This window comes from Qipengyuania sp. B-5 (genome assembly GCF_056857815.1).
The window spans coordinates 1-23,650 of sequence record NZ_JBSXNU010000046.1 but is presented as its reverse complement, the minus strand read 5'-3'; the positions used below and the strand labels follow the sequence as shown (position 1 = coordinate 23,650).

Sequence of the window (23,650 nt, the reverse complement as noted above, 5' to 3'; positions counted from 1 at the left end):
CCGTTTGCGAAGTTTAATTCGCAACAAATCTCGGTGTCAGCTCTATTGAGTGGAACATATCCATTCGCTGAAACGATCTTTTCTCCAAGCTCCCGACCTTTTCCCATTCAGCCAATATGAGGGGTTGGAGCAGATGGCTCGTACTGTAAGCGTGACCCATCAGAGACGCACCAAGATCAGCACCTGCGCGACCTCCTTGTGCGGTCCAGGTCGGCACCGAGTTCGCCAATTCGTCGCATGGAGGGGGGCTTGACCTTCCAACGATGGGAACCGTTACCTTATGATTTTCTATGATTTGAGCGAAGCTGCCCTGACGGGAAATGCTTTTGCACAGACCGACCGATGAAGGAGTGGAATTATGCATGTTAAGGACATTATGACGAAGGATCCCGCCTGCTGCGACAAGGATGCGAGCGTACAGGATGCAGCGAAGCTCATGGTGGGAAACGACTGCGGAGAGATTCCTGTTGTTGATGACCAAGGCGGTCTGGTGGGTGTCGTCACAGATCGGGACATTTGCTGTCGCGTCGTAGCTGAAGGCAAGTCGCCCGACACCCCGGTGGGGGACATCATGACCCGTTCGGTTGTCACTGTCACGCCGGATACCGAGGTAGATGCATGTTGCTCCACGATGGAGAGCAACCAGGTCCGGCGCGTTCCCGTGATTGATGACGAAGGGAATTGCTGCGGCATGGTTTCCCAGGCTGATATTGCACGGTCCGGTGCCGATGCAAAGACCGCAGAACTCGTCGAGGAAATCTCCAAGCCATCTCAGGAAAAGGCCTCATCGGGTTGTTGCTAGTCCGAGGGCAGCTGCAGGACCGTCCTCCCGCGAGGACGGTTCTGTCTTGAAGAGTAATCCCAAGATCAACGCGATGGAGTAGATTATGGCTAGAGGCGTCGTCCTGATAACCGGTGCAAGCGGATACATTGGGCGCGCTTTGGTTGATCGGTTGAGCGACCAGTACCGCATCATCGGCCTCGATCGCTCGGTCGCGAAAGACGTTCCCGGACTAGAAGCCTCATACGCCATCGACCTCGCGGACGAAGCGTCGGTTGTCGACGCCTTGACCAATGTGCGTGCCGCGCATTCAAACACGATTGCAGCTTGCATTCACCTGGCTGCCTATTTCGACATCACGGGCGAGCCAAACCCGCTGTACACCAATGTCAATGTTGAAGGGTCGCGCAGGCTGATTACGGCACTGCAGGACTTCGATGTCGAACAGTTCATCTATGCAAGCTCGATGCTTGTACACGAGCCCAAACCGCTGCCGGGCGTACGTATCGACGAATCCAGTCCGCTTGGACCGACGTGGCCTTACCCTCAATCGAAGGCCGATGCGGAACAGGTACTGCGCGAGAACCGTGGCGACATTCCGGTTGTATTCTTGCGGTTTGCGGGGGTTTACGACGACGAGGGGCACTCCGCCTTTCTCGCCGAACAGATTGCCGGTGTCTATGAGCATCGCGTGTCGGCGCATCTGTATCCGGGGATGCTTTGCGCTGCGCAGTCGGCACTGCATCTTGACGATCTGACCAAGGCGGTCGAGCAGACTATCGCTCATCGCACTGACCTCGAGGGCGAGATGCCGATACTTGTCGGAGAGCCCGAAACGCTTGGATACGCCGAGATTCAAGACATCGTTCATTGCCAGATCCACGGCGAGGAATGGACGACAGTGCGCATTCCAAAAAGCGTGGCGAAACTGGGCACGTGGATCGAGGAAGAAGTCCTCGGTCATGACGGATTCGTCAAGCAATGGATGGTCGATGACGCAAACGCTCACTACATTCTCGATATCTCCCGCGCCCGGAAACTGCTGGGGTGGGAGCCAGAGCACTCGCTCCGCGAAACGCTTCCGACCATCATCGACGCGTTGCAAGCCGACCCGCAGGACTGGTACGAAACGAACAAGCTGAACACGTCCCGCGTGGCCTGGCATCCAAAGCGTTCGGACGCAGAGAAGACCGAACCGGCGCGACCTCAATCGCAAGACACCGATATAGCGCATGATGGGCACCAGATGGACGGCGACATGAACAATATGGACGGCGATATGCAGCATATGGACGGACCCCAGCGCGGTACCCGCTGGACGCAGTTTGCTGTCATCGGACTCGGCCTCTGGCTTGCTGCAAGTCCGGGTGTTTATGACGTCGTATCCGCCGATACTGCCCGTGCGTCGGTCGTAGCGGTCACTCTCGAGCGGGGTTTGCCGTCGATCGAATGGCGGGCCAACGCTCTTGCTCTGAGCGATATGCTGAGCGGGATCGCATTGATGATTTTCGGCGCGATGTCGCTTTCGAAGCGTACCGCATGGCTAGGGCAGTGGGCGACAGCCTTTATCGGTATCTGGCTGCTTTTCGCGCCCTTGTTCTTCTGGAGTCCGAGCGCGGCCCAATATCTGACCAATATGCTTGTCGGTACATTGGCAATCGCATTTTCCGTGCTGGTGCCGATGATGCCCGGAATGAGCATGGAAGGGATGATGGACAAGAAGTCCATCCCGCCCGGGTGGACCTACAGTCCCTCGACCGATGCCCAGCGATTCCCGATTGTTGCGATGGGCATTATCGGCCTTTTGATATCGCGCATGCTCACCTCCTACCAGCTTGGCCATATCGATGTGGCGTGGGAGCCGTTTTTCTCCGGATCGCTTGGCGATCCCAAGAACGGCACCGAGGAAATCATCACGTCGGATGTATCCAAGGCCTGGCCGATCCCGGATGCCGGGCTTGGAGCGGTCAGCTATGTGCTCGAGATCCTAATGGCGGTCATGGGAACCCGCGCACGCTGGCGCACCATGCCGTGGATGGTCACCTTCTTCGGCATTCTGGTCATTCCGCTGGGTGTGGTCAGTATCTATTTCGTGATCATTCAGCCGATCGTGATCGGAACGTGGAGTACGCCGGCGCTGATTGCTGCCCTTGCGATGCTTATCATGATCCCGTTCTCTCTCGATGAAGTCATCGCCATGGGGCAGTATCTCTACTGGTCGAAAAAGGAAGGCAAGTCACTCGTTCGTACCTTCTTCAAGGGCGGCGCAGTGGCACACGGTGAAATCGACGATACCGACTATATGACCGACGCGCGTTCGATCTGGACGAACACGGTGCGCGGCGTGACCTTCCCGTGGACCCTGGTGGCCAGCACGGCTCTGGGAGCGTGGCTGATGCTGACAAGGATAACGCTTGGCAGCGAGGGGGCGATGGCCAACAGCGATCACGTGGTGGGTGCTTTGGTGATTACGGTGGCAATCATCGCGACCGCGGAAGTCGCGCGCGCCTTGCGCTTCATCAACGCTGCATTCGGTGCCTGGCTGGTCGCAGCGCCCTTCATGCTTGCAGGGGCTTCGGCTGCCGGAACGGTGGCCTCGGTTGGGGTCGGACTGCTCTTGATCGGACTGAGCCTGCCTCGCGGTAAGCGAAGCGGTGAGCATTATGCGGGCTGGGATCGGTTTGTCGTATGACCGATTGACCCGAGCAAAGCGGCTCTGGCGTTCATCCTTGAGGACCAAGGTCAAGCCGAAGTCGAACCCGCATTTTTCTCAGAGCATGGCTAGAAATGCGCCCTGAGTTCCCACAAGATAAGTAGGAGTATTTACATGACCCTTTCCATTGGCTCGACAGCCCCCAATTTCACAGCTCAGACCACACAAGGCAGCATTCATTTCCATGATTGGATGGGTGACAGCTGGGCAATCCTCTTTTCCCATCCCAAGGCATTTACACCGGTTTGCACGACCGAGCTTGGTTACATGGCCGGGCTTGGCGAGGAATTTGCCAAACGCGACACCAAGATTCTTGGCCTTTCGGTCGACAGCAGCCAGGATAATCGCGATTGGCTTCCCGATATCGAGGAGGTGAGTGGAAATAAGGTCGACTATCCCGTGGTCGGCGACAGCGACCTTCAGGTCGCCAAGCTTTATAATATGCTGCCGGCCGACGAAGCGGGTAATGCAGATGGGCGAACCGCAGCCGATAACGCCACCGTCCGCGCTGTCTATATCATCGGGCCAGACAAGAAAATTCGCGCCATGCTGCTTTATCCGATGAGCAGCGGGCGGAATTTCGATGAAGTGCTCCGGCTGCTTGATTCGGTGCAACTCACCGAACGCAAGGGTGTAGCGACGCCGGTCAATTGGCAGAAGGGTGATGATGTGATTATTCCGCCTTCCTTGTCGGACGAAGATGCGAAAGCCAAATATCCTGCTGGCTGGGACGAGAAGAAACCGTATCTGCGCGTGATTCCAGAACCGATCGACTAATTGAGCGAGCAGGTTGCCAGCGATTGCATGTCGGCGTGAATATAGCATGCTCATACTACGTTTTGAGCGCGTCGCCACATCTACGAGTGGATCTCTCTGTTGGATGTAGATTGGCAAGAAGCGTAAGCGACTAGGTGTACGGTAAAACCAAATCCGGTCCCGGTCGGTTCTTCCTCGTTAATCGAATGGCGGCCCCGCCTCCCCCTGAGCCCTGCGGGTCGCAGGTGTCCCGGGGCCGTTCAGGAACCCCGCGCTTGACCCAACCCTGGGCGCGGGGTTCCGTCTTTCTGGTACGATAGGTATTGAGCGCGGCTATGTTGGTCAAAGGACTGCGGCGTCCGCCGAGCTTGGACACCTCAGCTGCGTGACGGGGTTGAGGAGCTGTCAGAAAGTTTGACGCAATTGACCTCGACCTTCAATTGGTGGAGGGCTATGCCACATCGGCGAAATACAATGAACCCTCGCGTGTGAAGCCTCTGTTCGAACGAGTACTATGGCAGACCTATTTGAAGACTTCATATGGGTAAGGGCCGTCCGTGGTTGCTAGTCGCTTGATGGCCAAACCGACTCATGCTGTCGAACCACTACCTTTGCACGACGGCAAGACGACCGTTGTTAGCATCATAAGCAGTTCGGCTGCTGTTTTGGCAGCTTGCTCTTGCTGCATTCTACCGATGGTGCTGGTTGCCGCCGGGCTGAGTGCGAGCCTGAGCAGTGTTTTGGCGCCTCTGGGTTCGCTCCATTGGCCAATGACCGCATTTTCGATGATTGCGGTGGCGGCTAGTTGGCTCATTGTTCTGCGCAAACATCGGCACACGAGTCATTGCCACTCCCAGGCCGCAGTTAAATGGCTCAAGAACCGTCAGATAATTATGCTCCTGGTTGCAACCGTGATGAGCTTCATCGCGGCCGCCTGGGGTTATTTCGAGCCAACTTTCATGAAAGCATTTATGTAATCCGAGGTTCTGAGAGAACGACACTCGGACTGGCTCCTTTTACCGCGATAGCGAAACTTTGCGGGGGCCTATAAAGCGCCACCGGACAATGAGGGTTCAGACGATCTTCTGCGCGCAACGTCCTACAGACAAATGCGCCTTGGCAATGTTCGAGGGGAAGCATCTTCGGAATCGAGCGAAAACAAAGCGGTCTTAATTGCGACAGGTTCAAAAAAGCCCCCCAATCCCGAAGGACTCCAATTCGATTGTCATCCCGATGTGGTTCTGATGATAGCCTCCCCGGTTCGATCAAATGATTGGGAATGCGGATAGCGCGCAATAGCCCGCACATGGCTCCGCGGCGGCCAAGGCAATCCAACCTATCCCTGCGGTGATTTCCCGCCGAGCTCGTGCAGTCGCTCGACAGCATCTTCAGAGCAATTTCCGCATTTCAGATTGGTAGGCACGGCCACGTCGATTTTTTCAAGGTAGGGCAGGTCCAGCACGGCCCTGATCTGCTGGAATTCGAAAAAGTGAGACATCGCCATTCAAGCGGGGGTTGCGTTTGCCTGCCTGTATGATCGTCGAGACGCGCCCCCCTGCACAATCAAGCGCAGGATAGACCAGCGTGTCTTCCGGTAGGCCAAACAGCTTTCGCGCACGGCCCTGAAGGGATCGCGGGTTGGCCATTTTCGAGGTTTTCCGGCTTTTTAGCCCTGCGCGTTTGTCCATGCGCCCATGGAGCCCAGATAGACGTCGAGGTGTTTGAAGCCTTGGCTTGCGAGCCAGCCCGCTGCTACGCTCGCCCTCATGCCGCTGGCGCACATCAAAGTGTAATGACGGTCGCGATCGAGCTCTTTCCAGCGGGTGTTGAGCTCGCCGACATAGACATGTTCGGATTCATCGATGCTGCCTTGCTGCCGTTCGTCAAGGGCGCGCACGTCGAGCAAGGTCCAATCTTCGCTGTCCTCAGCGAGCCTGCGTGCGACTTCCTCGGTGTCGATCATGGCAATACTTTGCATCGCTTTGCCCTGTGCAGCGGCTGGGATCACGCCGACATAACCGCCGACAATATTATCGAGACCAATGCGCACCAAATGCGCCATAGCTTGAGCGAGCTCGTCTTCTTCGGAAGCGATTAGGGCTATCGTGTCGCCTTCGCTGATGAACCACCCGGCAAAGGCGGGTATCATTCCCACTGGAAGGCACACGGCACCCTGCATATGACCGGCGGCATAGGCGAGCGGCTCGCGTACATCGACCAGGTGATCGGCGCCGCTCTCGCCGAGGTCTTCCAGCCCCAGAAGCCTTGGCCGCATGACTCGCGGCGCGGCATTGGCCCCTTCGAGATTGAGCCGCTCCATTAGCCGAAAATAAGGTGGCTGGTAATGATGCTCTTCTACCTTCGCCTTGATGAACTCGTCGCGGTCAGCAATGCGCAGCCGCGGGTTGTTGCGCCGCTCATGGCCGATTGTCGAGAATTCCCGGTCTGCCATTTCGGACCCGCAAACTGATCCGGCACCGTGCGCCGGGTATATGATTGTCTGGTCACCCAGAGCGCAAATCTTTTGCAATGAATCGTACAGGAGGCCCGCGACCTCCCGCGCGCGCTCGGGATAGAAATCGGTTCGGCCGACGTCGCCCACGAAGAGCGCATCGCCGGTGAACACGCCGACCGGTCCTTCGGGATAATCGTCGTCGTGAAAGACGAAGGCGAGATGATCGTCGGTGTGACCGGGGGTTTCGAGCACTTCGACCCTGATCTTACCGATCTCGAAAACATCGCCCTCTCGCGCGGTGTCGGCGAACACAACCTCATCCGCAGGGTTTGGACCGTGCAGAACCCGGGCGCCGGTCATTTTGGCCAGTACCGGCGATCCCGTGATGAGATCCTCATTCCTGTGCGTTTCGAAGATATGCGTGATCTCCAGTCCTTCGGCGCGGGCTCGCTCGAGATATATCTCGCAGTCGCGGCGCGGATCGATGACCGCTGCCTTGCCCTGCGAACCGATCAGATAGGAAAGGTGCGAAAGGCCGGGGGTCTTTATCTTCTCAAGCAGCATATCTTACCTCGTTGTTGGAATGTTTCCGCAAGTCCGCATCGATCTAGTCGATCCCGAGTTCGGCCTTGAGCGCCGAGACGTTCTCGAAGCGGTCTGCTTCTGGACGCGCGATGGCGGGCTTGGCGTTGACCCAGGTGTTCTCGCAGACGAATTCGAGCATCGCTGCCGCGAGGTCGGCGTGCCTGCAGCGAAAGCAATCTTGGGCAAGGCGCTCGTCGGTAATGACGGCTTCACCCGTATAGGGTTCGTCGAGGAGCCAGCCCGGTCGCGCAGCCGTCCATTTCAGGCCTTTCGCGCGCTCCAGAAGATCTTCCATGGCGCGCATCTGTTCGAGAATATTGTGCAAGGCTGGTCTTGCTGTGAGCTCGAACCATGCAGGAACGCTGGGCTGCGGCTCTACGAACGCCGCCGATATCACGACGATCCGGGAAATGCCGGTCGCCGACATCGCTTCCACAAGCCTGCGGGTTCCCTCCGTGTAAAGCGGAGGCGGATCGATCGCCGTGGATGGGCTAAATCCTATACCGAGTGCGGAAATAACAGCACGGCAACCTTCGAGCTCGCTGCTGAAGTCGTCATTGAGTACATCGCACTGGAGGTACTCGACGTTGTCGACCCGGTCCGATGGTTCGGGCAAGGTGTGCTCGAACGCTCGAACTTCGATGCCCTTGTGAACCGCATGGCGCAGTATTTCCGTGCCGGTCTTTCCTCCGGCACCGAAGACCGCAAGGGGGGCTGCATCGCTCACAGGCTCAGCTTCCACTGTAGCACCTCATTATAAATTCGGCCGCGCGTGCCGGGCCAATCATGATCATGGAGCGGGCACCGACGCACGCTGGCGCCCGCTCGCTCGTGTTCACGCCTCGCTGTTGCCGCAGGTCGTGTACCCCCAGAACCCGAACTCGTCCTTCATCCGGGGGCCGGCGACGATGAGTTCCTGCATCTGCAGGCCCGCGTCTCCTTCGTCATCGAGAAGGCGCGTGCGGATACGAAGCTCACCATCCGCATACTCACCCGAGGCGCTTGCTGTGACAGGGATCAGCTTGCCGTTGATCTTGATCGCGCCGCCACCGCTGTTGTCGTAGACGAACGACGGAAACGCGACCTCAGTCAGGCGAAACTGACACGTGTTCTCGGCTCCCAGCGTGGCGAGGTCCGCGTCGCTCATGGTCTCGGGCAGCATGAGGCCCGGGCTGAGGTTGGCAAGAGCGCTCGCAGCACTCTCTATCGGCGCCGCAGTTGCCGGGGGATCGAGCTGTGCTTCGCGATCATTGCCGACCGCGGTATTGGTGTTGCAGGCCGCCAGAGGGAGGGCTGCAAGCGTCAGGATTGCGATCTTGTTCATTGCTGCATCTCCTCGGGCAGGCGTTCTTCGGTGCGCGGACCGTTTTCCTCGATGTCCTGGATGAGATATTTCATCTCGGCGATCTCGCGCCGCTGCGCGACGATGATGGCCTGCGCGAGTTCGCGAACCCGCGGATCCTTCAGGCTCGCTCTCTCGCTGGTCATGATCGCGATCGAGTGGTGCGGGATCATCGCGGCCATGTATTCGGTATCGTCCACCGTGGTCTGGCTGCGTACGAGCCATAGCGCGAGCGCGAAGACGACGGCTCCGACACCCAAGATGATGAAGTTCTTGGTCCGGTCCTTGTACATGCCCCACATGAAGAGAAGCATGACCACCATCATCATCGCGCCCATGACGAACATCATCCAGAAGCGCGTCTCGCTCCAGAAAACGTCGTCCATGTCGAAGCTGTTGGCATACATCAGGAAGAACATGATCACGGTCGAGGTCGATACCATTGCCATGAACCGCCAGTAGTTGCCGCCCCCTCCACCTTTTTCTTGTGCATCGTGCCTAGCTTCAGCCATATCAATTCTCCTTTTCGCTCATGGTTTGATAGACATATTGGGCGGTGCAACTGATCATCAGGAACCCGGTAAGGGCGGCGATGCCGGAAATGGCGCGCATGTGCCCGGCGGGCAGAATATCGCCGAGACCGACCGTCGAGATCGTGATCAGCGCGAAGTAGTAATAATCCATCCAGCTGTTGATGACGTCCTTCTCGAGCCCGCCAAGGCCCCAGACGGAAGCGAGATACATTCCGCCCGCGAATATGCCGGCGATGACCAGATGGCTGAGAAGAACGAGGCTGGAGCCTGCAAGCAGCCGGAAATGGCGTGGGTCCTTGCCTGGCGGAGAAACGGCTTTCGCCCCGCGCAGCATCAACATGTGGAAGTAGAGAGAGATCGCGAACAGCGCGAAACCGAGAAGCAGTGCCCAAATCATAGCGAGACCCAACCCAGGGCCTTGGCACCCATCCAAAGACCCATACCGATCATGAACAGGTTCTCGGTCAACGATACGAAGCCGAGCGGCACGTTGCTGCTTCCGCCGACGCAAGCGCATTTCAACTCGCGCTTGTCGATGTAGACCGCCTTGAACACGCTGACCGCGCCGACCGTCCCTATGAACAGCGATACCGGAACCGAGACGATCGGAAGCGCGTGCGCGACCATTAATATTCCAGCCAAACCCTCACCGAACGGATATAGAAATCCATATCGTACCCAGCGTCGCGCCAGCAGATCGTAGTTGAGGAACATGGTCGAGAAGCTGCGCACGTCCTGCAACTTCTGGATCGCGAGCAAGGCCATCGATAGGCTGACAAACCATTCGACCGCTTCCACCGTGAAAATCGTGTCGAAAACGTACCAGCTAATTGCCAGACCCAGGAGGAAAGCGACGCCGAAAATGGCAATGACGGGCTGGTAGCTGGTCTCGTCATCACCGGCTTGCGTTCTTTTCTTGCCGACATGCTCACGGACATCGTCGTAACCTCCGATGCGCTTCCCGCCGATGAAGGTTTGGGGGGTGGTTTCTACCCCATGCTGCTCTTTGAACGCATCGGTCTCCTCGCGCGTTTTCAAATGGTGGTCGTCCACCTCGAAACCTTCGCGTTTGAGCAAATCGACCGTTTTCAATCCATACGGACAAACGTGGTCCGGCATGACCATTCGGTAAACGGTGGCAGTTTTAGTCGTCACGATATGCTCCGTCTTGAATTTCTTTTGATCCGCGAACTTGGCGCCTCGATCCTCGTCGGCTTTTGGTCGCTGCCTTTGCGCTCGTGTTCTACTAACGGGGTCACCGCCTCTCTTCCGCCGGTCTTTCTGAAGCGGAGTCCATCGCTTGCGAACGCCTGGACAAATAGAACCATTCGGCGATGAAAACGGCGGCAATGCCTGCGACCGCATAGGCGACGACCGCAGGGTCGGTTTTGAGCTTGGCGAAGGCAAAAGCTGTCAGGACTACGCTGTCCGCCACGAGTGCCGACCATAGCACCCAGGCACGCGCACCGATCTCTTCCCGCAAACCGCGCAGCACGCCCCAATGCACAAGCATGTCCATTACGAGATAGAAAAATGCTCCGAGCGAAGCGATCCGCGACAGATCGAACAGGACCGCGAGCGTGCCGGCAATCACTACGGTATAGACCAGCATGTGACTGCGGATCGGTCCGCTCATGCCGAAATGGCTATGCGGGATCATCTTCATCTCGGTCAGCATCGTCAGCATTCGCGAAACGGCGAAAACACTGGCGATGACACCCGAGGTCGTGGCTGCGATCGCGATTGCGACTGTGAAATAGAAGCCAAGCTCTCCGAGCGCGGGGCGCGCAGCTGCCGCAAGAGAGTAATCGCGCGCCTCGGCTATTTCTGAAGTGCTGAGGCTGGCGCCGACCGCCACCGCGACGAGAAGGTAGACGACCACGCATACTGCGATCGAAATGATAATGGTTCTGCCGACATTCCGATGCGGATCGATGATTTCGCCGCCGCTGTTGGTGATGGTGGTGAAACCCTTGAAAGCGAGGATCGAGAAAGCGACCGAAGCGAGCAACGCGTCGAGGCCCGAAAGCGCGACCGGCTCTGCGAAGGCACCGCCTGAAAATCCGGTGGCCCAGATCGCCGCAATTGCGAACAGGGCGATGCCGCCGATCTTGATTGCCGACATAATGAGCGAAAACCCGCTGACCGATTTGTTGCCGGCAGCATTCACGAAATAGGCGAAAACGATGAGGGCCAGTGCCGCGACGGAGACCAGAATGCCGCTGCTTTCGAGCCCAAAGGGCCGCAAGGCATAGGTCGCGAAGGTCCGAGCGACCAGGCTTTCGTTGATGACCATCGACAGCGCCATCAGGAGCGATGCCGATGCTGCAACGACGCCCGGTCCGTAAGCCTTCTGAAGGATCATCGCGATGCCGCCAGAGGAGGGCCAGCGGTTCGACATCTTGATGTAGCTGTAGGCGGCAAGCGAGGTAACCAGCGCGCCGACTATGAAAGAAAGCGGAAATAACGGTCCAGCCAGTTCGGCAATCTGGCCGGTCAGTGCGAAGATACCTGCGCCAATCATGACGCCGGTCCCCATCGCGACACCGCCCAGCAACGTTATCGAGCCCGCATTCTCGCTATGTTGATCGTCGCCATCTGTCTGCAAGTCTTTCCCCTGTCTATGTCATCCCGTCCGAGAAGCATCACGACAAGCAGTACGTTGGGCAGAGGTTCACCCCTTAAAAAGATCCAGCATTTCTGACCGAGCTTTTGACTATCGCATTTCTCCTATTTCGTGCGTGCTGCAATCATACAAATTGGAAGGGTCCGGGACTGTGGGGGCAGCCAGCCCGGACCCGGCGAGAAGTTCGACAGGCTTCTGTGTCGCTTCCCGCAATTAGTCCTCATCGCCTGCAACCTTTCATGCCGACGCATGGAGTGGCTTCACCCCCTTACGGAAAGGACGCGAAGACGCTCTGTCCGGTTGGGCCAAAGGCGATGACGTCGTAAGGCTGGATCCGGTTTCCGGCCTCCATGCCGGGCGATCCCAGAGGCATTCCCGGAACCGCGAGGCCGGCAACGCCGGCGGGCCGTTCGCGCAAAAGCTTGGCGACGGCTTCTGCAGGCACGTGACCTTCGATGATGTATCCATCGACCTCCATCGTATGGCATGACCATAACTCATGGGGTACGCCCCGCGCGGTCTTGATCGCCGCCATGTCGTTGCTGTCGACCGATGCCACCTTCGTGTTCATCCCGTCTTCGACATGGCCTGCCCAGTTGAGACAGCACCCACATCCTGGATCCCGGAACATCGTATAGGTCGCTGCCTGTGCCACGTTCGAACAGGCTGCCAGCACGAGCAAGGCCGCGCCGCTAATCGATCGCCGGAACAGGGCAGGCTTTTTCCAGATCATTGTGCAATTCCTTTCTTGTATCCGCGCCATAGCGAGATCGTCCCGGTCACCGTCGGGAACCGGTGGAGCAGGCATGGCTCGGTGAAGATTTCGGCGAATAGTTTTTCGACCTCGCCGTCGGCGCTGGGCTGCGTGTCGCTTACGCCGTCAAGCGACTGGACGGTCGCCCGGAAGAGGCTCCGCATGAGTGGGCTATCCTGCTTCATATAATCGGCGATCAAGACGGTTCCGCCTGGCACGAGCAAGCTTTCGATGGTTTCCAGGATTGCCTGCTTCTTGCGCAAGGGAACCTGGTGAAGGACGAGGCTGCTGACGATCTTGTTCGGCCGCCACCCTGCGGGCAGCTCGAGGCTTTCGAGAAAGCCATTGTGCCATTTCACGAGATCGGCTCCCGCGCCAAACTTGCGCCGCGCAAGCGCGAGCGCCTCCTGGTCGGGTTCGACACCGATCAGACCCGCTTCCGGACAATCCGTCATCAAAGCCTTGAGAAGAGTGCCGGTTCCGCTGCCAACATCGATCACCCGGTCGCCGGGGACAAGGTGCAGTTCTTCGACAATCCTTTGTCGCCAGAGATGTTCGCGGGTGAACAGACCGATCGCCCGGTCGTAAAGGGGCGTCAGAAAGCTCTTGCCAAGAAGAGGCGTAAATTCGCCGTGATCTTCAGGTGCGGTGATATTGTTCACGAGCTGGTTCCCATTCATCCCGGGTTCGACCCGATTCTGACAGACCCGTCTCGGTTACGTATGGCGCTGGACATTCCCTCAAAAAAAGAAGTTTAAGGGATTGTGCAGGCGAGCGCGTATAGGACACGTGCAACCCACAGGAGTTTTTCGGATGCGTGACAATCACTCTCTTGATGCGGTGCTCGGAACGCTTTCCACCACCGCCGCCAACGAGGTCCCAGCCGACTTCATGGATGGCGTTTGGCAGCGCGCCGGACAGCTTGGCGAAATCGCCGACCGACGCCGCCGGACGGCCCTTTTCGTCGGTCTGTTCGTCGTCGGGCTTGGAGCTGGCGCCGGAACGAGCGGTTGGCCCGGCGGCTATGGCACGTCTTCCGCGTCATTTGGCGAGGGTCTTATCCTCGGCGAACAGCTGTCCCCATCGGCGCTCCTCCATGTGGAGCAATAGGGTTTGAAGACGACGCATATCGTTCTCGCGGTGCTTCTCGCAGCACTTGCAGGATGCCTCGGCGCGATTGCCGCGGATCGCTGGGCCAATCACGAGGCCGGCTCCGGCCTCCACGATTTCGTGCACGACGAGCTCACCCTGACGGCCGACCAGGAGCAGCGTCTCGATGCGCTCGAGGCCCGTTTCGCTGTCGAAAGGGCACGGCTCGAAGGATCGGCGCGCGCAGCCAATGCCCGGCTCGCCCAGGCGATGGAAAACGAGCATGAATACGGCCCCGAGGTCTCGGCCGCGATCGACGAGGTGCATGCACGCATGGGCGATCTGCAGAAGGCAACAGTGCGCCATGTCTTCGACATGCGTGAAATTCTCGAACCCGAGCAGCAACGCCAGTTCGACCGCAAGGTCTCCGACGCCCTGACCCGCGACCCGCGCGACTGAAGCGCCATGTCGGGGGCGGGCGACAATCCGGATGAGGCCCTTGTTTCGCAGGCGAGGGCTGGAAACAAGCGGGCTTTCAGCCAACTCGTCGAGCATGAAACCGGTCGGCTTCTCGCGCTTGCGACACGCATGCTTTCCTCTCCTTCTCAGGCCGAGGACGTTGTTCAGGACAGCCTCGCTTCGGTGTGGCTGACGCGCCATCGGCTCGATCCGGACAAGCCGATCGGACCCTATCTGACAACCGTCGCCCTCAACCGCTGCCGGGACCGTTTGCGCAGGCGCAAGGTCGCGGGCTTTTTCGGACTGTCGGGTGATGACGGACTCCATTCCATCGCCGACGATTTGCCGGGTCCTGAAGCGTTGGCCGTTTCCAGGGAAGAGCTCAATCTCGTTCAGGCCGAGATCGCACGAATGCCCGTAAGGCTGCGCGAAGCCCTCGTGCTCGTGACCATCGAGGGGCGTAGCCAGGCCGAGGCGGCCGATCTTCTCGGAACGACCGAAAAGGCGATCGAAACCCGCGTATACCGCGCGCGCAACAGGCTGAAGGAGCGCTTCGAAAAACTTTGAGGGGTTGGGTGGGCGCGCGCGTAAGTAACGGTAAACGCCACGTCAGGAGCCCTTTATGATCGCCGTCAATCGACGCAAGTTTCTCGGAGCCGGAGCAGGAGGAATGGGTCTGCTCGGCCTTGCCGGGGCGATGCCTGCCTGGGCACGCGGCGCGGACATCCTCGCAGGTAACGCCCGCAAGGGGCTGGACGAGGTATCCGGCCCCAATATCGACCTCACCGTTGCCCGATCGGCCTTCGCGACCGGCAACAGGCGCGGCGGCGCGATCGCCGTCAATGGCACGATCCCCGGTCCGCTGTTGCGATTGCAGGAAGGCACGACCGTCCGGCTCAATGTCCATAACCAGCTCGAGGAAGATACCTCGATCCACTGGCACGGTCTGCTCGTGCCGTTTCAGCTCGATGGAGTGCCTGGCGTGAGCTTTCCCGGCGTCAAACCGGGAGAGACCTTCACCGCCGAATTTCCGGTTCGCCAGTCGGGTACCTACTGGTGGCACTCGCATAGCGGCCTGCAGGAACAGGCCGGGCATTACGGCGCGATCGTGGTCGACCCCGCCGGACCCGATCCGGTTCAGGCCGACCGCGAATATATCGTGGTGCTGAGCGAATTCAGCGAAATGTCGCCCCACACCATTTTCGACAAGCTCAAGAAGGGCGAAGGCTACTTCAACTACAACCAGAACACCTGGACCGACGATTACCCGCTTTCGGGCGAGGACCGCCGGATGTGGGCGAAAATGCGCATGATGCCGACCGACATCCTCGATGTTTCGAGCGCGGCTTATACCTACCTTCTGAATGGCCACGGCCCGCTCGACAATCTGGAATACCTCTTCCGCCCGGGCGAACGCGTGCGGCTGCGCTTCATCAATGCCGGCGCCATGACCTTCTTCAATATTCGCATTCCCGGCCTGCCGATGACCATCGTTCAGGCGGACGGGCAGAACGTCGAGCCGGTTGAGGTCGACGAGTTCCAGATCGGTGTGGCCGAGACCTATGACGTCGTCGTGACGCCGGGCGCGCAACAAGCCTACACGCTGGTCGCGGAGTCGATGGACCGCTCGGGCATGGGTATTGCCACGCTGGCGAGCACGCCCGGCGCGCGCGCCGCCATTCCGCCGCTGCGCGATCCGCCACTGTTGACCATGGCCGATATGGGCATGAGCGGCATGGATCACGGCTCGTCTAGCGATGCCGGCATGTCGGGCATGGACCACGGAAGTGGCGGCGACATGGCGGGGATGGATCATGGTTCGTCCGGCCAATCCGAGATGGCAGGCATGGCCGGCATGTCGGGCATGCAGATGCGCGACACCTCGCTTCTGCCGCCCGATGTTAAGGTCGGGCCCGGCCTCGACATGGTCTCGATGAACCCGGTCGACCGCATGGGCGATCCCGGCATCGGTCTCGCCGATGTGCCGCATCGTACGCTCGACTATCGCAAGCTGCGCGCTCTGACTCCACACCGCGAGGGCCGCACGCCGTCCCGGCGAATGGAAATTCATCTGACCGGCAATATGGAGCGCTACATGTGGTCGTTCGACGGCAAGAAGTTCTCCGCCGTCTCAGACGAGCCGATCCGTTTCGCCTATAACGAGCGCGTGCGCGTGAAGCTCGTCAACGACACGATGATGGCGCACCCCATTCACTTGCACGGTCATTTCTTCGAGCTGGTCAATGGCGCGCCGGCCGATCGTCAACCGCTCAAGCACACGGTAAACCTGCAGCCGGGTGGCAGCGCGCAGTTCGATTTGACGGCGGACGAGCCGGGCGACTGGGCCTTCCACTGTCACCTTCTCTACCACATGCATGCCGGGATGTTTCAGATCGTCACGGTCGCCAATCCCGACGGGAGCGAAGCATGAAAATTCGTATTGTCAGCCTGCTCGCATCGGTCGCAGCCGGCTCAGTTCTCGCCTCCCCCGCGGCGGCGCAGCATGCCGGTCATTCGCCGGCGGAGCCGCAGCAAAGCGCCGAGGCGCAGGCTGACGCGAAGACGAAGTGCGAGGAAGAAGCCGAGCGCCATCGCGCGATGGGGCATCCGGTTGCAGATGGAGCATGCGAACCGGCTGCTCAACCTGAAGCCGCCATGGACCGCTCGCAGATGGATCACTCAACCATGGATCATGGTGCGATGACCGCTCAGGATGGCCATTCTGGCATGACAATGCCTGTGGACGCTGCCCGTCCACAGGCATCGCCCGAAAGTCATGAAGGAATGGATCACGGCTCGATGCCGCAGGGCAAGCCCGCCGAAGGCGCGATGGATCATTCGCAGATGAATCACGGCGAGATGGGTCAGGCGGAGGCCAGTTCGTCGATGGACCATGGGCAGATGGATCACAGCCAGATGAACCATGGGGAGACGCCTTCGCAGGACAGGCAGGGCATGGACCATTCGGCGATGCAGATGGGCTCGGACGATGATATCCCGCTGCTGCCGCCTCCTCCAGAAGCAGGGAGCGGCCCAGCGCGCGCGGCGGTCGCCATCTGGGGCGAGGAAGCCATGAACGAAGCGCGCCGCGAGCTTGTCCGCGAGACCGACGGAGGAATGCGCTTCTGGTTTCAGGGCGACCGGCTCGAGTACCGCGCCCGCGAGGGGAAGGATGGATATCTGTGGGACATCCAGGGATATTATGGCGGCGACATCGACAAATTCTGGTTCAAGTCCGAGGGTGAGGGCAGCTTCGGCGAACCCATAGAAGGCGCCGAGGTCCAGGCGCTCTGGAGCCGCGCCATTGCGCCCTTCTTCGATTTCCAGGCGGGTGTTCGCCAGGACCTGACCGGTCCGGAACGCACGCACGCGGTTATCGGTATCCAAGGGATCGCGCCTTACCAGTTCGAGGTCGATGCCGCGGCCTTCGTCTCCACCAAGGGCGATGTGACGGCGCGTTTTGAGGGCGAACTCGACCAGCGCATCACGCAGCGGCTGATCCTTCAACCGCGTGCCGAAATCGCACTTTCCGCTCAGGATATTCCCGAACTCGGCATTGGCGCTGGCCTCGACCGGATCGAGGCAGGTCTGCGTCTTCGCTACGAGTTCGCACGCGAATTCGCGCCCTATGTCGGCGTTTCGCAGGAATGGCGCATCGGCGACAGCGCGGATTTTGCGCGGGCCGCCGGAGAGGATCCGAGCGTCACCAATTATGTCGTCGGTGTGCGATTCTGGTTCTGAAATCTCAAAAAGGATAGAACTTCCATGACCAAGACTTTGACACGCATCGCGGCGACTGCGCTTGTTGCCACGCTGATACCGCTGCCAGCCTTCGCGCAGCAGATGGACCACTCTTCCCATGCGAACCATCAGATGCACGCGATGGACGCTTCGGCGGACGATGTCGCGGGCGCTGAAGAAACCCTCAAGGCCTATCGCACCGCTCTTGAAGCGCGCGACGCGCAGGCAATGCGCGCGCTCTTCGCCGAGGACTCGGCGATCTTCGAGAATGGCAAGGCCGAAGGAAGCTTTGCCAATTACATGGAGCACCATCTCGGCCCCGAGCTCGACGCGATTGTGAGCTTCACCTTTACCGACCCCACGCTGACCGTCACCCGGATGGGGCACATGGCCCATGCCTATGAGACGTATGGCTATCGCATCGAACTTAGCGATGGCCGGGTGATCGAGCGCGACGGCGTGGCGACATCGGTGCTTGCTCACGATGCGGACGGGTGGAGAATCGTCCAGTACCATTCCTCGTCGCGCGCGCCGCGCAACTGATTACGGCTTTCGAAGAGGTAGCACCGGTTGGCAACGCCGTCGCTGAAGCTGCGCCTGCATGTGCTCGGCAGCAAGATCCACAAATGGCTGGCGATTTTCGTCGGTGTCCAGGTTCTCTTGTGGATGGGAACCGGCGCCCTCATGTCGTTTCTCGACCTGGAAGAAGTTCGCTCCGAACATGTCGTTTCGCGTGAACAAGAGGCGCTGCCCGCCGATGCCCCGCTCCCGGCCTGGGTCGCAAACGACGGTACTCTTGCAGCGGTAACGACACGTTCGCTCGACGGCGATGCCGTGACCGAGGTCCGCAAGGTTGACGGTAGCGTGAGCCTCCACGATCCGGTGACTGGGCGTAAACTCTCCCCCATCTCGGCGGCAACGGCAAAATCCATCGCCTTGCGCGCATGGACCGGGCCGCGCACGACCATCGAGGCCGCACGGATCGTCGATGACCCCATCGGAACCGAGTTTCGCGGCCCTTTTCCGGCCTGGCAGGTCACCTATGCTGACGAGGCTTCGACGCGCATCTACATCGATGCCGCCAGCGGCACGCTCGGGGCGGCGCGCAGCGATACATGGCGCCTGTTCGATTTCATCTGGGGCCTCCACATCATGGACTGGACCGAGCGCGACCGCATCAACAGTTGGTGGCTGCTGCTGTTCGGCATTGGCGGCACGATCATAGCCCTGTCGGGTTTCGTCCTGCTGGCGAACCGGATGCCGAGGCTGCGCCGCCGCGCAAAGAAGAGCAAGCTCGCCTGAGCCCATGGGGCTTATTCGCGTGGGCGAACGCCTTACCCTCGTTCGCCAGGCCGAACGCGGCCAGGAGCCGAATGCGTTCGACGATCGCGATGATGCCGCCAGCAAGCGTGACCACCCGGGCGCACTTCAGTCGCGCTGAACTATCAAATTAATGCGAGGGGCACGCGGCTGCCGTGCGTATCAGGCACATAGGTCGCACTTTAACTGCAGGGTCGGGAGACATACGAGACATGAAAGCCCCCTCATTTCTGGCGCTGCTCGCCGCAAGCCTGCTCTTCGTCGGACCCGTTCAGGCTCATGGCGACGAAAAGCATGGCGAAGAGGCGAGCGCCGCGCCTGCTGCCACCAATGGCGATGTGCACGACCAGGCGGCCATGGCGCAGATGGGCGAGACTGCGGATGCTGGCGAGTCCTCCGGCGCGCACGATGAAGCGGGCGCAGCCCATGACGAGGCCGGTGGCCATGCGGATGAGAGCGAAACCGGCGTCATGGCCGTACTGAAAAAGCTGCATCCGGCAACGATCCACTTCCCGATCGCCTTGTTTTTCATGGCTGCGGCCACCGAATTGTTCGTGATGCGCCGGAAAGGAGCGGGCCTGGAAAGTGCGGTGCGCGTACTCGTCTACGGCGGAGCAATCGGCGCAGTCGTCGCAGTTCTGTTCGGATGGATTCACACCGGTCTGTGGTTCGGCGGCGATACTGTCATGCAAGTCCATCGATGGACCGGTATGCTGATCGCGGTTCTCGGTATTGCGATGGCATACCTCGCGAGCAGGCCGAGCCAGAGCCGCGCATGGTTGCGCGCGTCGATCTTCTCCATGGCGGCACTCGTTCTCATCCAGGGGTTCCTTGGCGGCGAGCTCGCGCACGGACCGGACCATCTTGGCGTTTCGTGGCTCTGAAGGAGTTGAATAACATGCGAATTCTGAAATCGAACACCGCGATAGCATTTCTCGCGACCGCGCCATTGACGTTCGCTCTCGCCGCTTGTGACCAAGCGCAGGAGAGCACACCGGCTGCTGAGGTTTCGCCTATGGGCGGAACTGCGGTGATGCCTGGCACGGCACCCGAGGCGGGTCTTGCAGACCCGGCAACCTCTCCCTCCGAAAATGAGGCAGCGGCCGCACGTCAGGACGCTCTTTCGACAATTGGCGCCGCCACGCCTGCGTCACGGCGCGCTGTCCCGCCCGCATCACGCGCAACTGCCACACCCGCAGCGCCAGCAACGCGCACGCAACCCGCGAGCGAGGCGACCCCGCCCGCCGATCCCCATGCGGGCCATGACATGTCCTCGATGGCCGATCACGACATGGACAGCATGTGATCGGGCGCGTTCCCCGGTGACACGGCTATTCAGGAGATACCCTGGGCAGGAAACCGCAACGAACATCGCAAGACCAGGAAAGGACGGCCCCGCCTCCCCCCGAAGCCCTGCGGGTCGCAGGTGCCCCCAAGGGGCCGTCCAGGAACCCCGCGTGAAGCCCAACCCGACTCGCGGGGTTCCGCTTGCCCGGCTTTGCTGTCCCCGTGCCAGGCGCTTGCCGGCATGGCATTGTGCTATGTGAGCAGCGCGCAGAAAATCGCCTCGATGATTATGAAAGCAACCGCATCTGTCGGAATCGGGAAAAGCCGGAGCGTTGTCGGCTTGGGAGGACGAAGGTAAGCGGTTCACTTAGCGTCTATGGATTGAGCCCGAAGTAGAACGGCCGCATTCGTCCAATCGACGAGCAGAGTATTTCATTCGATCTCAGACGCAAAACCAGCGCGGAAATAGACGGATATCCGCCAAAAAGGGCTGCTAGTCGCTGCCAATCGCAGATCCGTAGGCGGAGACCTAAACTGCTAGCGATTGGTGATTGATCGCTTTTTGCCGTGGATTGAGAGTTTGGCCGAACGGCTTGTCTGCTTGAGAACAACACTAATAGCCGACTGACCGCTAGCGGCCCCAAAGCTGTCGTAGAATCCAGATTGATCCTCGATGTTAACTCGGGCTGCCTCACTAAAACTTGGTTGGCGGTCCGCGTGGCCTCTTACGGCTAGGCGTGGGCTTAGGGTCCCGTGACCTTTCCGTGATTCAGAGAACTTTGCTCAAAACAGGGACGGCTATTGAACCGCTGAAGCGGGGATACTCAGGACGGGCGGGTTTACGAGGCCATGACCTGGAAATATCTAGTTGCGAGTTGTTCTAGCTTTGTGCATACGGAACAGAGCGAGAACACGGAAGGTCTAGGACATGCACTCTCTCGAACTTTGCGCAGGTGCCGGTGGTCAGGCAATCGGTCTCGAAAAAGCAGGTTTCAAGCACGAGGCCCTTGTTGAAATCGACAAGCATTGCTGCGAGACCTTGCGCCTCAACCGTCCCAAGTGGAAAGTCATAGAGGACGACCTGCGCCTCTTCAAAGAGAGGGCAGGAGAATACAAGGGTGTCGAACTGGTTGCAGGCGGATTGCCGTGTCCGCCATTCTCGAAAGCGGGCAAGCAACTCGGCGCGAATGACGAGCGAAACCTGTTTCCCGATGCCTTAGAAATCATCGAAGCCGTGCGCCCCAAGGCTGTGATGATCGAGAACGTACGCGGCTTCCTAGACGCTGTGTTCGGCGACTACCGTGACCACCTCAAGGGTCAGCTCAAAAAGCTCGGCTACGAGACCGAGTGGCGGCTGTTGAACGCGTCAGAATTTGGCGTGCCGCAGCTACGCCCACGGGTGGTGATCGTTGCCATTGCCAACCGCTATAAGGCCAATTTTGAGTGGCCGTGCACCGAACGCTACAATCCTAAGACGGTGGGCGAGACGCTTTACGACCTCATGGCTGCGAACGGCTGGCAAGGCGCAAAGTCTTGGCGGGATAGGGCAGACGAAATCGCTCCCACTCTTGTCGGGGGCTCGAAAAAGCATGGTGGTCCCGATCTAGGCCCGACTAGGGCCCGACAGGCATGGGCTAAGTTGGGCGTTGAAGGTCGAACGATTGCCGAGCATGCACCTGAACCCGATTTCGTGGGAATGCCGCGCCTTACAGTCGAGATGGCTGCACTTATTCAAGGTTTTCCGAAAGAGTGGAAGATCGCGGGTAAGAAGACGAACGCCTATCGTCAGGTCGGCAATGCCTTCCCGCCGCCAGTGGCCGCGGCCGTGGCCGCAGAGCTAAAGAAAGCAATCGGCGTCAGGCAATTCCAAGCCGTCGCCTGAGTTCATCACGCTTCGCAGGCTTTTCCCAATCTCGGATCAGTTTTTGGTGATCCGGGGGAAGGTCCCTCCAGTTGTGCAGCGTGTAGGTGCTGCGAGTGAAGCCCTGCTCGGTCTTATATCGGTTTGATGTGATTTGGAGGCCGATGACTGGATAGCGTAGATCGCGAAGGCGTTTCTGCCAATCCTCTTGGCGTTCGGTCGCGTTCGCAACGAACTCGATTAGATCAGACCCGACAGGCTCGCCCATGTGCATTTTGAGCAAGTGGGCGATACGTTGATGCACGGTATCGAACGCGAGAATGGCGGACATTTGCTCGGCATCGAACGATTGGAAGTGATTGCGCTTTCCGTTGTTGCAGGGCTCACAGATTGCCCAGAGGTTATCCGAGACGGTCAGGCCGCCCCAATCCTGCGGGACCTTGTGATCGATCTGTAGCTTGATCGCATCGTCAACGACCGTTTTCCCGCACATCTGACAACGCCCCTTCGCCAAATGCAGGACCTCCGCTCGGAGCTTCCCAGAGATTGCGCCGGAATCGGTCGTGGTGCTTTTGCGAGCTCCAAGCCGATAGACGAAGCGGCCACCCTCATGTTGCCCGGGCACGTGGTAGTATTTGCGCAGGCTACGGAGCCGACGGTCCAAGTGCATCTGGTCCGCACCGCTCGGGAGTCTTGCTTTGATTTCGTCAATGTCGAGGCCGCCCGGATGGGCGCGAAGAAGGTTCAAAATCGACTTGGCGACGTGATTTAGTTTGCCATCTATATCGGCGTCGCTGCTTTCCCCTGTCATTCGAGAGAGTTGGCAGCAACGCAGAGAGCGGTCAAGATACGGTGCCTATTCGATATTCGGCACATCATGTAGCCGCAATCGCCGAGGCGATTACAGCTTAACGCAATGAAATTGGCAGAAACAACTTGGTGAGCCGTGCTGGTTTTGAACCAGCGCCCTGCTGATTAGAAGGGAGTCCATCTCCCAGTTGCCCTGGGAACTTTGGGGCCGTTGCACGAACCCGCTTCGCGGGAGGGGTGCTGGCGGCGCGGGTGACGCCAGAGCAAGAACGTAGCGAGTAGATCGAACAAGGCCGACCATTCCGGCTCCTTCAACCGAGGAGTCGAACGATGAACGAGATTATTCCGATTGGGCCTGTCAGCCCGCTGCGCCAGCGGCTGATCGAAGATATGACCCTGCGCCGGTTCAGCCCGGAGACGCAGCGCAACTATCTGCGCGATGTCGGGCGGTTCGCGACCTGGCTGGGGCGCTCGCCCCACACCGCGACCTCCGAGGATATCCGCCGCTTCCAGATCGAACAGCAGGAAGCCGGCGTTC

26 protein-coding genes are annotated in these 23,650 nt (G+C 59.5%); 16 read left to right on the top strand and 10 right to left on the bottom strand.

The annotated features are described in order from the left end of the window. Nucleotides 1-376 precede the first annotated feature (376 nt). The 4 genes from AC13CE_RS08500 (at nucleotide 377) to AC13CE_RS08485 (ending at nucleotide 5,227) form a co-directional block, all read left to right on the top strand. Nucleotides 377-802, top strand: coding sequence for a CBS domain-containing protein (locus tag AC13CE_RS08500; RefSeq protein WP_237452777.1), 426 nt, complete (start codon nucleotides 377-379; stop codon nucleotides 800-802). Between the two features lie 85 nt (nucleotides 803-887). Continuing rightward, nucleotides 888-3,473 carry an NAD-dependent epimerase/dehydratase family protein gene (locus AC13CE_RS08495; RefSeq protein WP_482972148.1) on the top strand — a complete coding sequence of 862 codons (2,586 nt, stop codon included), beginning with the start codon at nucleotides 888-890 and terminating at the stop codon, nucleotides 3,471-3,473. A gap of 135 nt (nucleotides 3,474-3,608) precedes the next feature. Beyond that, entirely contained in the window at nucleotides 3,609-4,271 is a 663-nt protein-coding gene (locus AC13CE_RS08490; protein WP_482972147.1) for a peroxiredoxin, read from the top strand. Nucleotides 4,272-4,825: 554 nt separating this feature from the next. Then, the gene (locus tag AC13CE_RS08485) at nucleotides 4,826-5,227 is read left to right on the top strand and encodes a hypothetical protein (protein WP_482972146.1); all 402 of its coding nucleotides are present in this window, start codon (nucleotides 4,826-4,828) and stop codon (nucleotides 5,225-5,227) included. 689 nt (nucleotides 5,228-5,916) lie between these two features. On the opposite strand, the gene AC13CE_RS08480 is transcribed toward AC13CE_RS08485, so the two are convergent. From AC13CE_RS08480 to AC13CE_RS08440, 9 genes are all read right to left on the bottom strand, one after another. After that, nucleotides 5,917-7,269, bottom strand: a complete 1,353-nt coding sequence (locus AC13CE_RS08480; protein ID WP_119511736.1) for an MBL fold metallo-hydrolase — start codon at nucleotides 7,267-7,269, stop codon at nucleotides 5,917-5,919. A 43-nt stretch (nucleotides 7,270-7,312) separates the two neighbouring features. Continuing rightward, nucleotides 7,313-8,017: an NAD(P)H-binding protein gene (locus tag AC13CE_RS08475; RefSeq protein ID WP_222828947.1), complete on the bottom strand. Its 705-nt coding sequence runs from the start codon at nucleotides 8,015-8,017 to the stop codon at nucleotides 7,313-7,315. Nucleotides 8,018-8,125: 108 nt separating this feature from the next. Then, on the bottom strand, nucleotides 8,126-8,614 hold the full coding sequence (locus AC13CE_RS08470; RefSeq protein WP_222828948.1) for a DUF6692 family protein: 489 nt from the start codon (nucleotides 8,612-8,614) through the stop codon (nucleotides 8,126-8,128). Continuing rightward, nucleotides 8,611-9,075 carry a DUF305 domain-containing protein gene (locus tag AC13CE_RS08465; RefSeq protein WP_008603933.1) on the bottom strand — a complete coding sequence of 155 codons (465 nt, stop codon included), beginning with the start codon at nucleotides 9,073-9,075 and terminating at the stop codon, nucleotides 8,611-8,613. The genes AC13CE_RS08470 and AC13CE_RS08465 overlap by 4 nt, the downstream gene beginning before the upstream one ends. Nucleotides 9,076-9,145: 70 nt before the next feature. Continuing rightward, nucleotides 9,146-9,562 carry a potassium channel family protein gene (locus AC13CE_RS08460; RefSeq protein ID WP_008603934.1) on the bottom strand — a complete coding sequence of 139 codons (417 nt, stop codon included), beginning with the start codon at nucleotides 9,560-9,562 and terminating at the stop codon, nucleotides 9,146-9,148. After that, the gene (locus tag AC13CE_RS08455; RefSeq protein ID WP_009823997.1) at nucleotides 9,559-10,290 is read right to left on the bottom strand and encodes a glutaredoxin family protein; all 732 of its coding nucleotides are present in this window, start codon (nucleotides 10,288-10,290) and stop codon (nucleotides 9,559-9,561) included. The genes AC13CE_RS08460 and AC13CE_RS08455 overlap by 4 nt, the downstream gene beginning before the upstream one ends. A 130-nt stretch (nucleotides 10,291-10,420) precedes the next feature. Next, nucleotides 10,421-11,773, bottom strand: coding sequence for an APC family permease (locus AC13CE_RS08450; protein ID WP_009823996.1), 1,353 nt, complete (start codon nucleotides 11,771-11,773; stop codon nucleotides 10,421-10,423). 286 nt (nucleotides 11,774-12,059) lie between these two features. Continuing rightward, complete coding sequence (locus tag AC13CE_RS08445; RefSeq protein WP_482972145.1) at nucleotides 12,060-12,524, bottom strand: DUF411 domain-containing protein; 465 nt, start codon at nucleotides 12,522-12,524, stop codon at nucleotides 12,060-12,062. Then, entirely contained in the window at nucleotides 12,521-13,225 is a 705-nt protein-coding gene (locus AC13CE_RS08440) for a class I SAM-dependent methyltransferase (protein ID WP_241554610.1), read from the bottom strand. Before AC13CE_RS08440 ends, AC13CE_RS08445 begins: the two co-directional genes overlap by 4 nt. A 133-nt stretch (nucleotides 13,226-13,358) precedes the next feature. Between AC13CE_RS08440 and AC13CE_RS08435 the strand changes: the two genes are divergently transcribed. From AC13CE_RS08435 to AC13CE_RS08385, 11 genes are all read left to right on the top strand, one after another. Beyond that, nucleotides 13,359-13,655 (top strand): hypothetical protein, encoded by a 297-nt coding sequence (locus AC13CE_RS08435; RefSeq protein ID WP_066761572.1) that lies wholly within the window; start codon nucleotides 13,359-13,361, stop codon nucleotides 13,653-13,655. A gap of 3 nt (nucleotides 13,656-13,658) precedes the next feature. Further along, entirely contained in the window at nucleotides 13,659-14,093 is a 435-nt protein-coding gene (locus AC13CE_RS08430; RefSeq protein WP_008603940.1) for a Spy/CpxP family protein refolding chaperone, read from the top strand. Nucleotides 14,094-14,099: 6 nt separating this feature from the next. Beyond that, the gene (locus AC13CE_RS08425; protein ID WP_482972144.1) at nucleotides 14,100-14,660 is read left to right on the top strand and encodes an RNA polymerase sigma factor; all 561 of its coding nucleotides are present in this window, start codon (nucleotides 14,100-14,102) and stop codon (nucleotides 14,658-14,660) included. A 55-nt stretch (nucleotides 14,661-14,715) separates the two neighbouring features. Further along, complete coding sequence (locus AC13CE_RS08420) at nucleotides 14,716-16,524, top strand: copper resistance system multicopper oxidase (RefSeq protein ID WP_482972143.1); 1,809 nt, start codon at nucleotides 14,716-14,718, stop codon at nucleotides 16,522-16,524. Further along, complete coding sequence (locus AC13CE_RS08415) at nucleotides 16,521-17,834, top strand: copper resistance protein B (RefSeq protein WP_066761575.1); 1,314 nt, start codon at nucleotides 16,521-16,523, stop codon at nucleotides 17,832-17,834. The genes AC13CE_RS08420 and AC13CE_RS08415 overlap by 4 nt, the downstream gene beginning before the upstream one ends. 24 nt (nucleotides 17,835-17,858) lie before the next feature. Further along, nucleotides 17,859-18,377: a YybH family protein gene (locus AC13CE_RS08410; protein WP_009823989.1), complete on the top strand. Its 519-nt coding sequence runs from the start codon at nucleotides 17,859-17,861 to the stop codon at nucleotides 18,375-18,377. Between the two features lie 27 nt (nucleotides 18,378-18,404). Further along, a complete protein-coding gene (locus tag AC13CE_RS08405; protein ID WP_009823988.1) occupies nucleotides 18,405-19,136 on the top strand; it encodes a PepSY domain-containing protein in 732 nt (243 codons plus the stop codon). A gap of 4 nt (nucleotides 19,137-19,140) precedes the next feature. Beyond that, nucleotides 19,141-19,275 carry a hypothetical protein gene (locus tag AC13CE_RS08400; RefSeq protein ID WP_267900630.1) on the top strand — a complete coding sequence of 45 codons (135 nt, stop codon included), beginning with the start codon at nucleotides 19,141-19,143 and terminating at the stop codon, nucleotides 19,273-19,275. A gap of 91 nt (nucleotides 19,276-19,366) precedes the next feature. Then, nucleotides 19,367-20,038: a DUF2231 domain-containing protein gene (locus AC13CE_RS08395; protein ID WP_009823986.1), complete on the top strand. Its 672-nt coding sequence runs from the start codon at nucleotides 19,367-19,369 to the stop codon at nucleotides 20,036-20,038. Nucleotides 20,039-20,052: 14 nt separating this feature from the next. Further along, nucleotides 20,053-20,460, top strand: a complete 408-nt coding sequence (locus tag AC13CE_RS08390) for a hypothetical protein (protein WP_156492842.1) — start codon at nucleotides 20,053-20,055, stop codon at nucleotides 20,458-20,460. 909 nt (nucleotides 20,461-21,369) lie between these two features. After that, a complete protein-coding gene (locus tag AC13CE_RS08385) occupies nucleotides 21,370-22,323 on the top strand; it encodes a DNA cytosine methyltransferase (RefSeq protein ID WP_482972142.1) in 954 nt (317 codons plus the stop codon). Here the strand turns inward: AC13CE_RS08385 and AC13CE_RS08380 are convergent. Beyond that, nucleotides 22,298-23,113 carry an HNH endonuclease gene (locus AC13CE_RS08380; RefSeq protein WP_482972141.1) on the bottom strand — a complete coding sequence of 272 codons (816 nt, stop codon included), beginning with the start codon at nucleotides 23,111-23,113 and terminating at the stop codon, nucleotides 22,298-22,300. The genes AC13CE_RS08385 and AC13CE_RS08380 overlap by 26 nt on opposite strands. A gap of 329 nt (nucleotides 23,114-23,442) precedes the next feature. Here AC13CE_RS08380 and AC13CE_RS08375 point away from each other — a divergent pair. Continuing rightward, nucleotides 23,443-23,650: phage integrase N-terminal SAM-like domain-containing protein (locus AC13CE_RS08375; RefSeq protein WP_482972140.1), on the top strand; the 208-nt coding region annotated here is incomplete at its 3' end.

What these genes read in the sequence shown, in the direction of transcription:
- AC13CE_RS08500 (WP_237452777.1), top strand. Translation starts at nt 377, where the DNA reads ATGACGAAGGATCCCGCCTGCTGCGACAAGGATGCGAGCGTACAGGAT.
- AC13CE_RS08495 (WP_482972148.1), top strand. Translation starts at nt 888, where the DNA reads ATGGCTAGAGGCGTCGTCCTGATAACCGGTGCAAGCGGATACATTGGG.
- AC13CE_RS08490 (WP_482972147.1), top strand. Translation starts at nt 3,609, where the DNA reads ATGACCCTTTCCATTGGCTCGACAGCCCCCAATTTCACAGCTCAGACC.
- AC13CE_RS08485 (WP_482972146.1), top strand. Translation starts at nt 4,826, where the DNA reads ATGGCCAAACCGACTCATGCTGTCGAACCACTACCTTTGCACGACGGC.
- AC13CE_RS08480 (WP_119511736.1), bottom strand. Translation starts at nt 7,269, where the DNA reads ATGCTGCTTGAGAAGATAAAGACCCCCGGCCTTTCGCACCTTTCCTAT.
- AC13CE_RS08470 (WP_222828948.1), bottom strand. Translation starts at nt 8,614, where the DNA reads ATGAACAAGATCGCAATCCTGACGCTTGCAGCCCTCCCTCTGGCGGCC.
- AC13CE_RS08465 (WP_008603933.1), bottom strand. Translation starts at nt 9,075, where the DNA reads ATGGTATCGACCTCGACCGTGATCATGTTCTTCCTGATGTATGCCAAC.
- AC13CE_RS08460 (WP_008603934.1), bottom strand. Translation starts at nt 9,562, where the DNA reads ATGATTTGGGCACTGCTTCTCGGTTTCGCGCTGTTCGCGATCTCTCTC.
- AC13CE_RS08455 (WP_009823997.1), bottom strand. Translation starts at nt 10,290, where the DNA reads ATGGTCATGCCGGACCACGTTTGTCCGTATGGATTGAAAACGGTCGAT.
- AC13CE_RS08445 (WP_482972145.1), bottom strand. Translation starts at nt 12,524, where the DNA reads ATGATCTGGAAAAAGCCTGCCCTGTTCCGGCGATCGATTAGCGGCGCG.
- AC13CE_RS08440 (WP_241554610.1), bottom strand. Translation starts at nt 13,225, where the DNA reads ATGAATGGGAACCAGCTCGTGAACAATATCACCGCACCTGAAGATCAC.
- AC13CE_RS08435 (WP_066761572.1), top strand. Translation starts at nt 13,359, where the DNA reads ATGCGTGACAATCACTCTCTTGATGCGGTGCTCGGAACGCTTTCCACC.
- AC13CE_RS08425 (WP_482972144.1), top strand. Translation starts at nt 14,100, where the DNA reads ATGTCGGGGGCGGGCGACAATCCGGATGAGGCCCTTGTTTCGCAGGCG.
- AC13CE_RS08420 (WP_482972143.1), top strand. Translation starts at nt 14,716, where the DNA reads ATGATCGCCGTCAATCGACGCAAGTTTCTCGGAGCCGGAGCAGGAGGA.
- AC13CE_RS08415 (WP_066761575.1), top strand. Translation starts at nt 16,521, where the DNA reads ATGAAAATTCGTATTGTCAGCCTGCTCGCATCGGTCGCAGCCGGCTCA.
- AC13CE_RS08410 (WP_009823989.1), top strand. Translation starts at nt 17,859, where the DNA reads ATGACCAAGACTTTGACACGCATCGCGGCGACTGCGCTTGTTGCCACG.
- AC13CE_RS08400 (WP_267900630.1), top strand. Translation starts at nt 19,141, where the DNA reads ATGGGGCTTATTCGCGTGGGCGAACGCCTTACCCTCGTTCGCCAGGCC.
- AC13CE_RS08395 (WP_009823986.1), top strand. Translation starts at nt 19,367, where the DNA reads ATGAAAGCCCCCTCATTTCTGGCGCTGCTCGCCGCAAGCCTGCTCTTC.
- AC13CE_RS08390 (WP_156492842.1), top strand. Translation starts at nt 20,053, where the DNA reads ATGCGAATTCTGAAATCGAACACCGCGATAGCATTTCTCGCGACCGCG.
- AC13CE_RS08385 (WP_482972142.1), top strand. Translation starts at nt 21,370, where the DNA reads ATGCACTCTCTCGAACTTTGCGCAGGTGCCGGTGGTCAGGCAATCGGT.
- AC13CE_RS08380 (WP_482972141.1), bottom strand. Translation starts at nt 23,113, where the DNA reads ATGACAGGGGAAAGCAGCGACGCCGATATAGATGGCAAACTAAATCAC.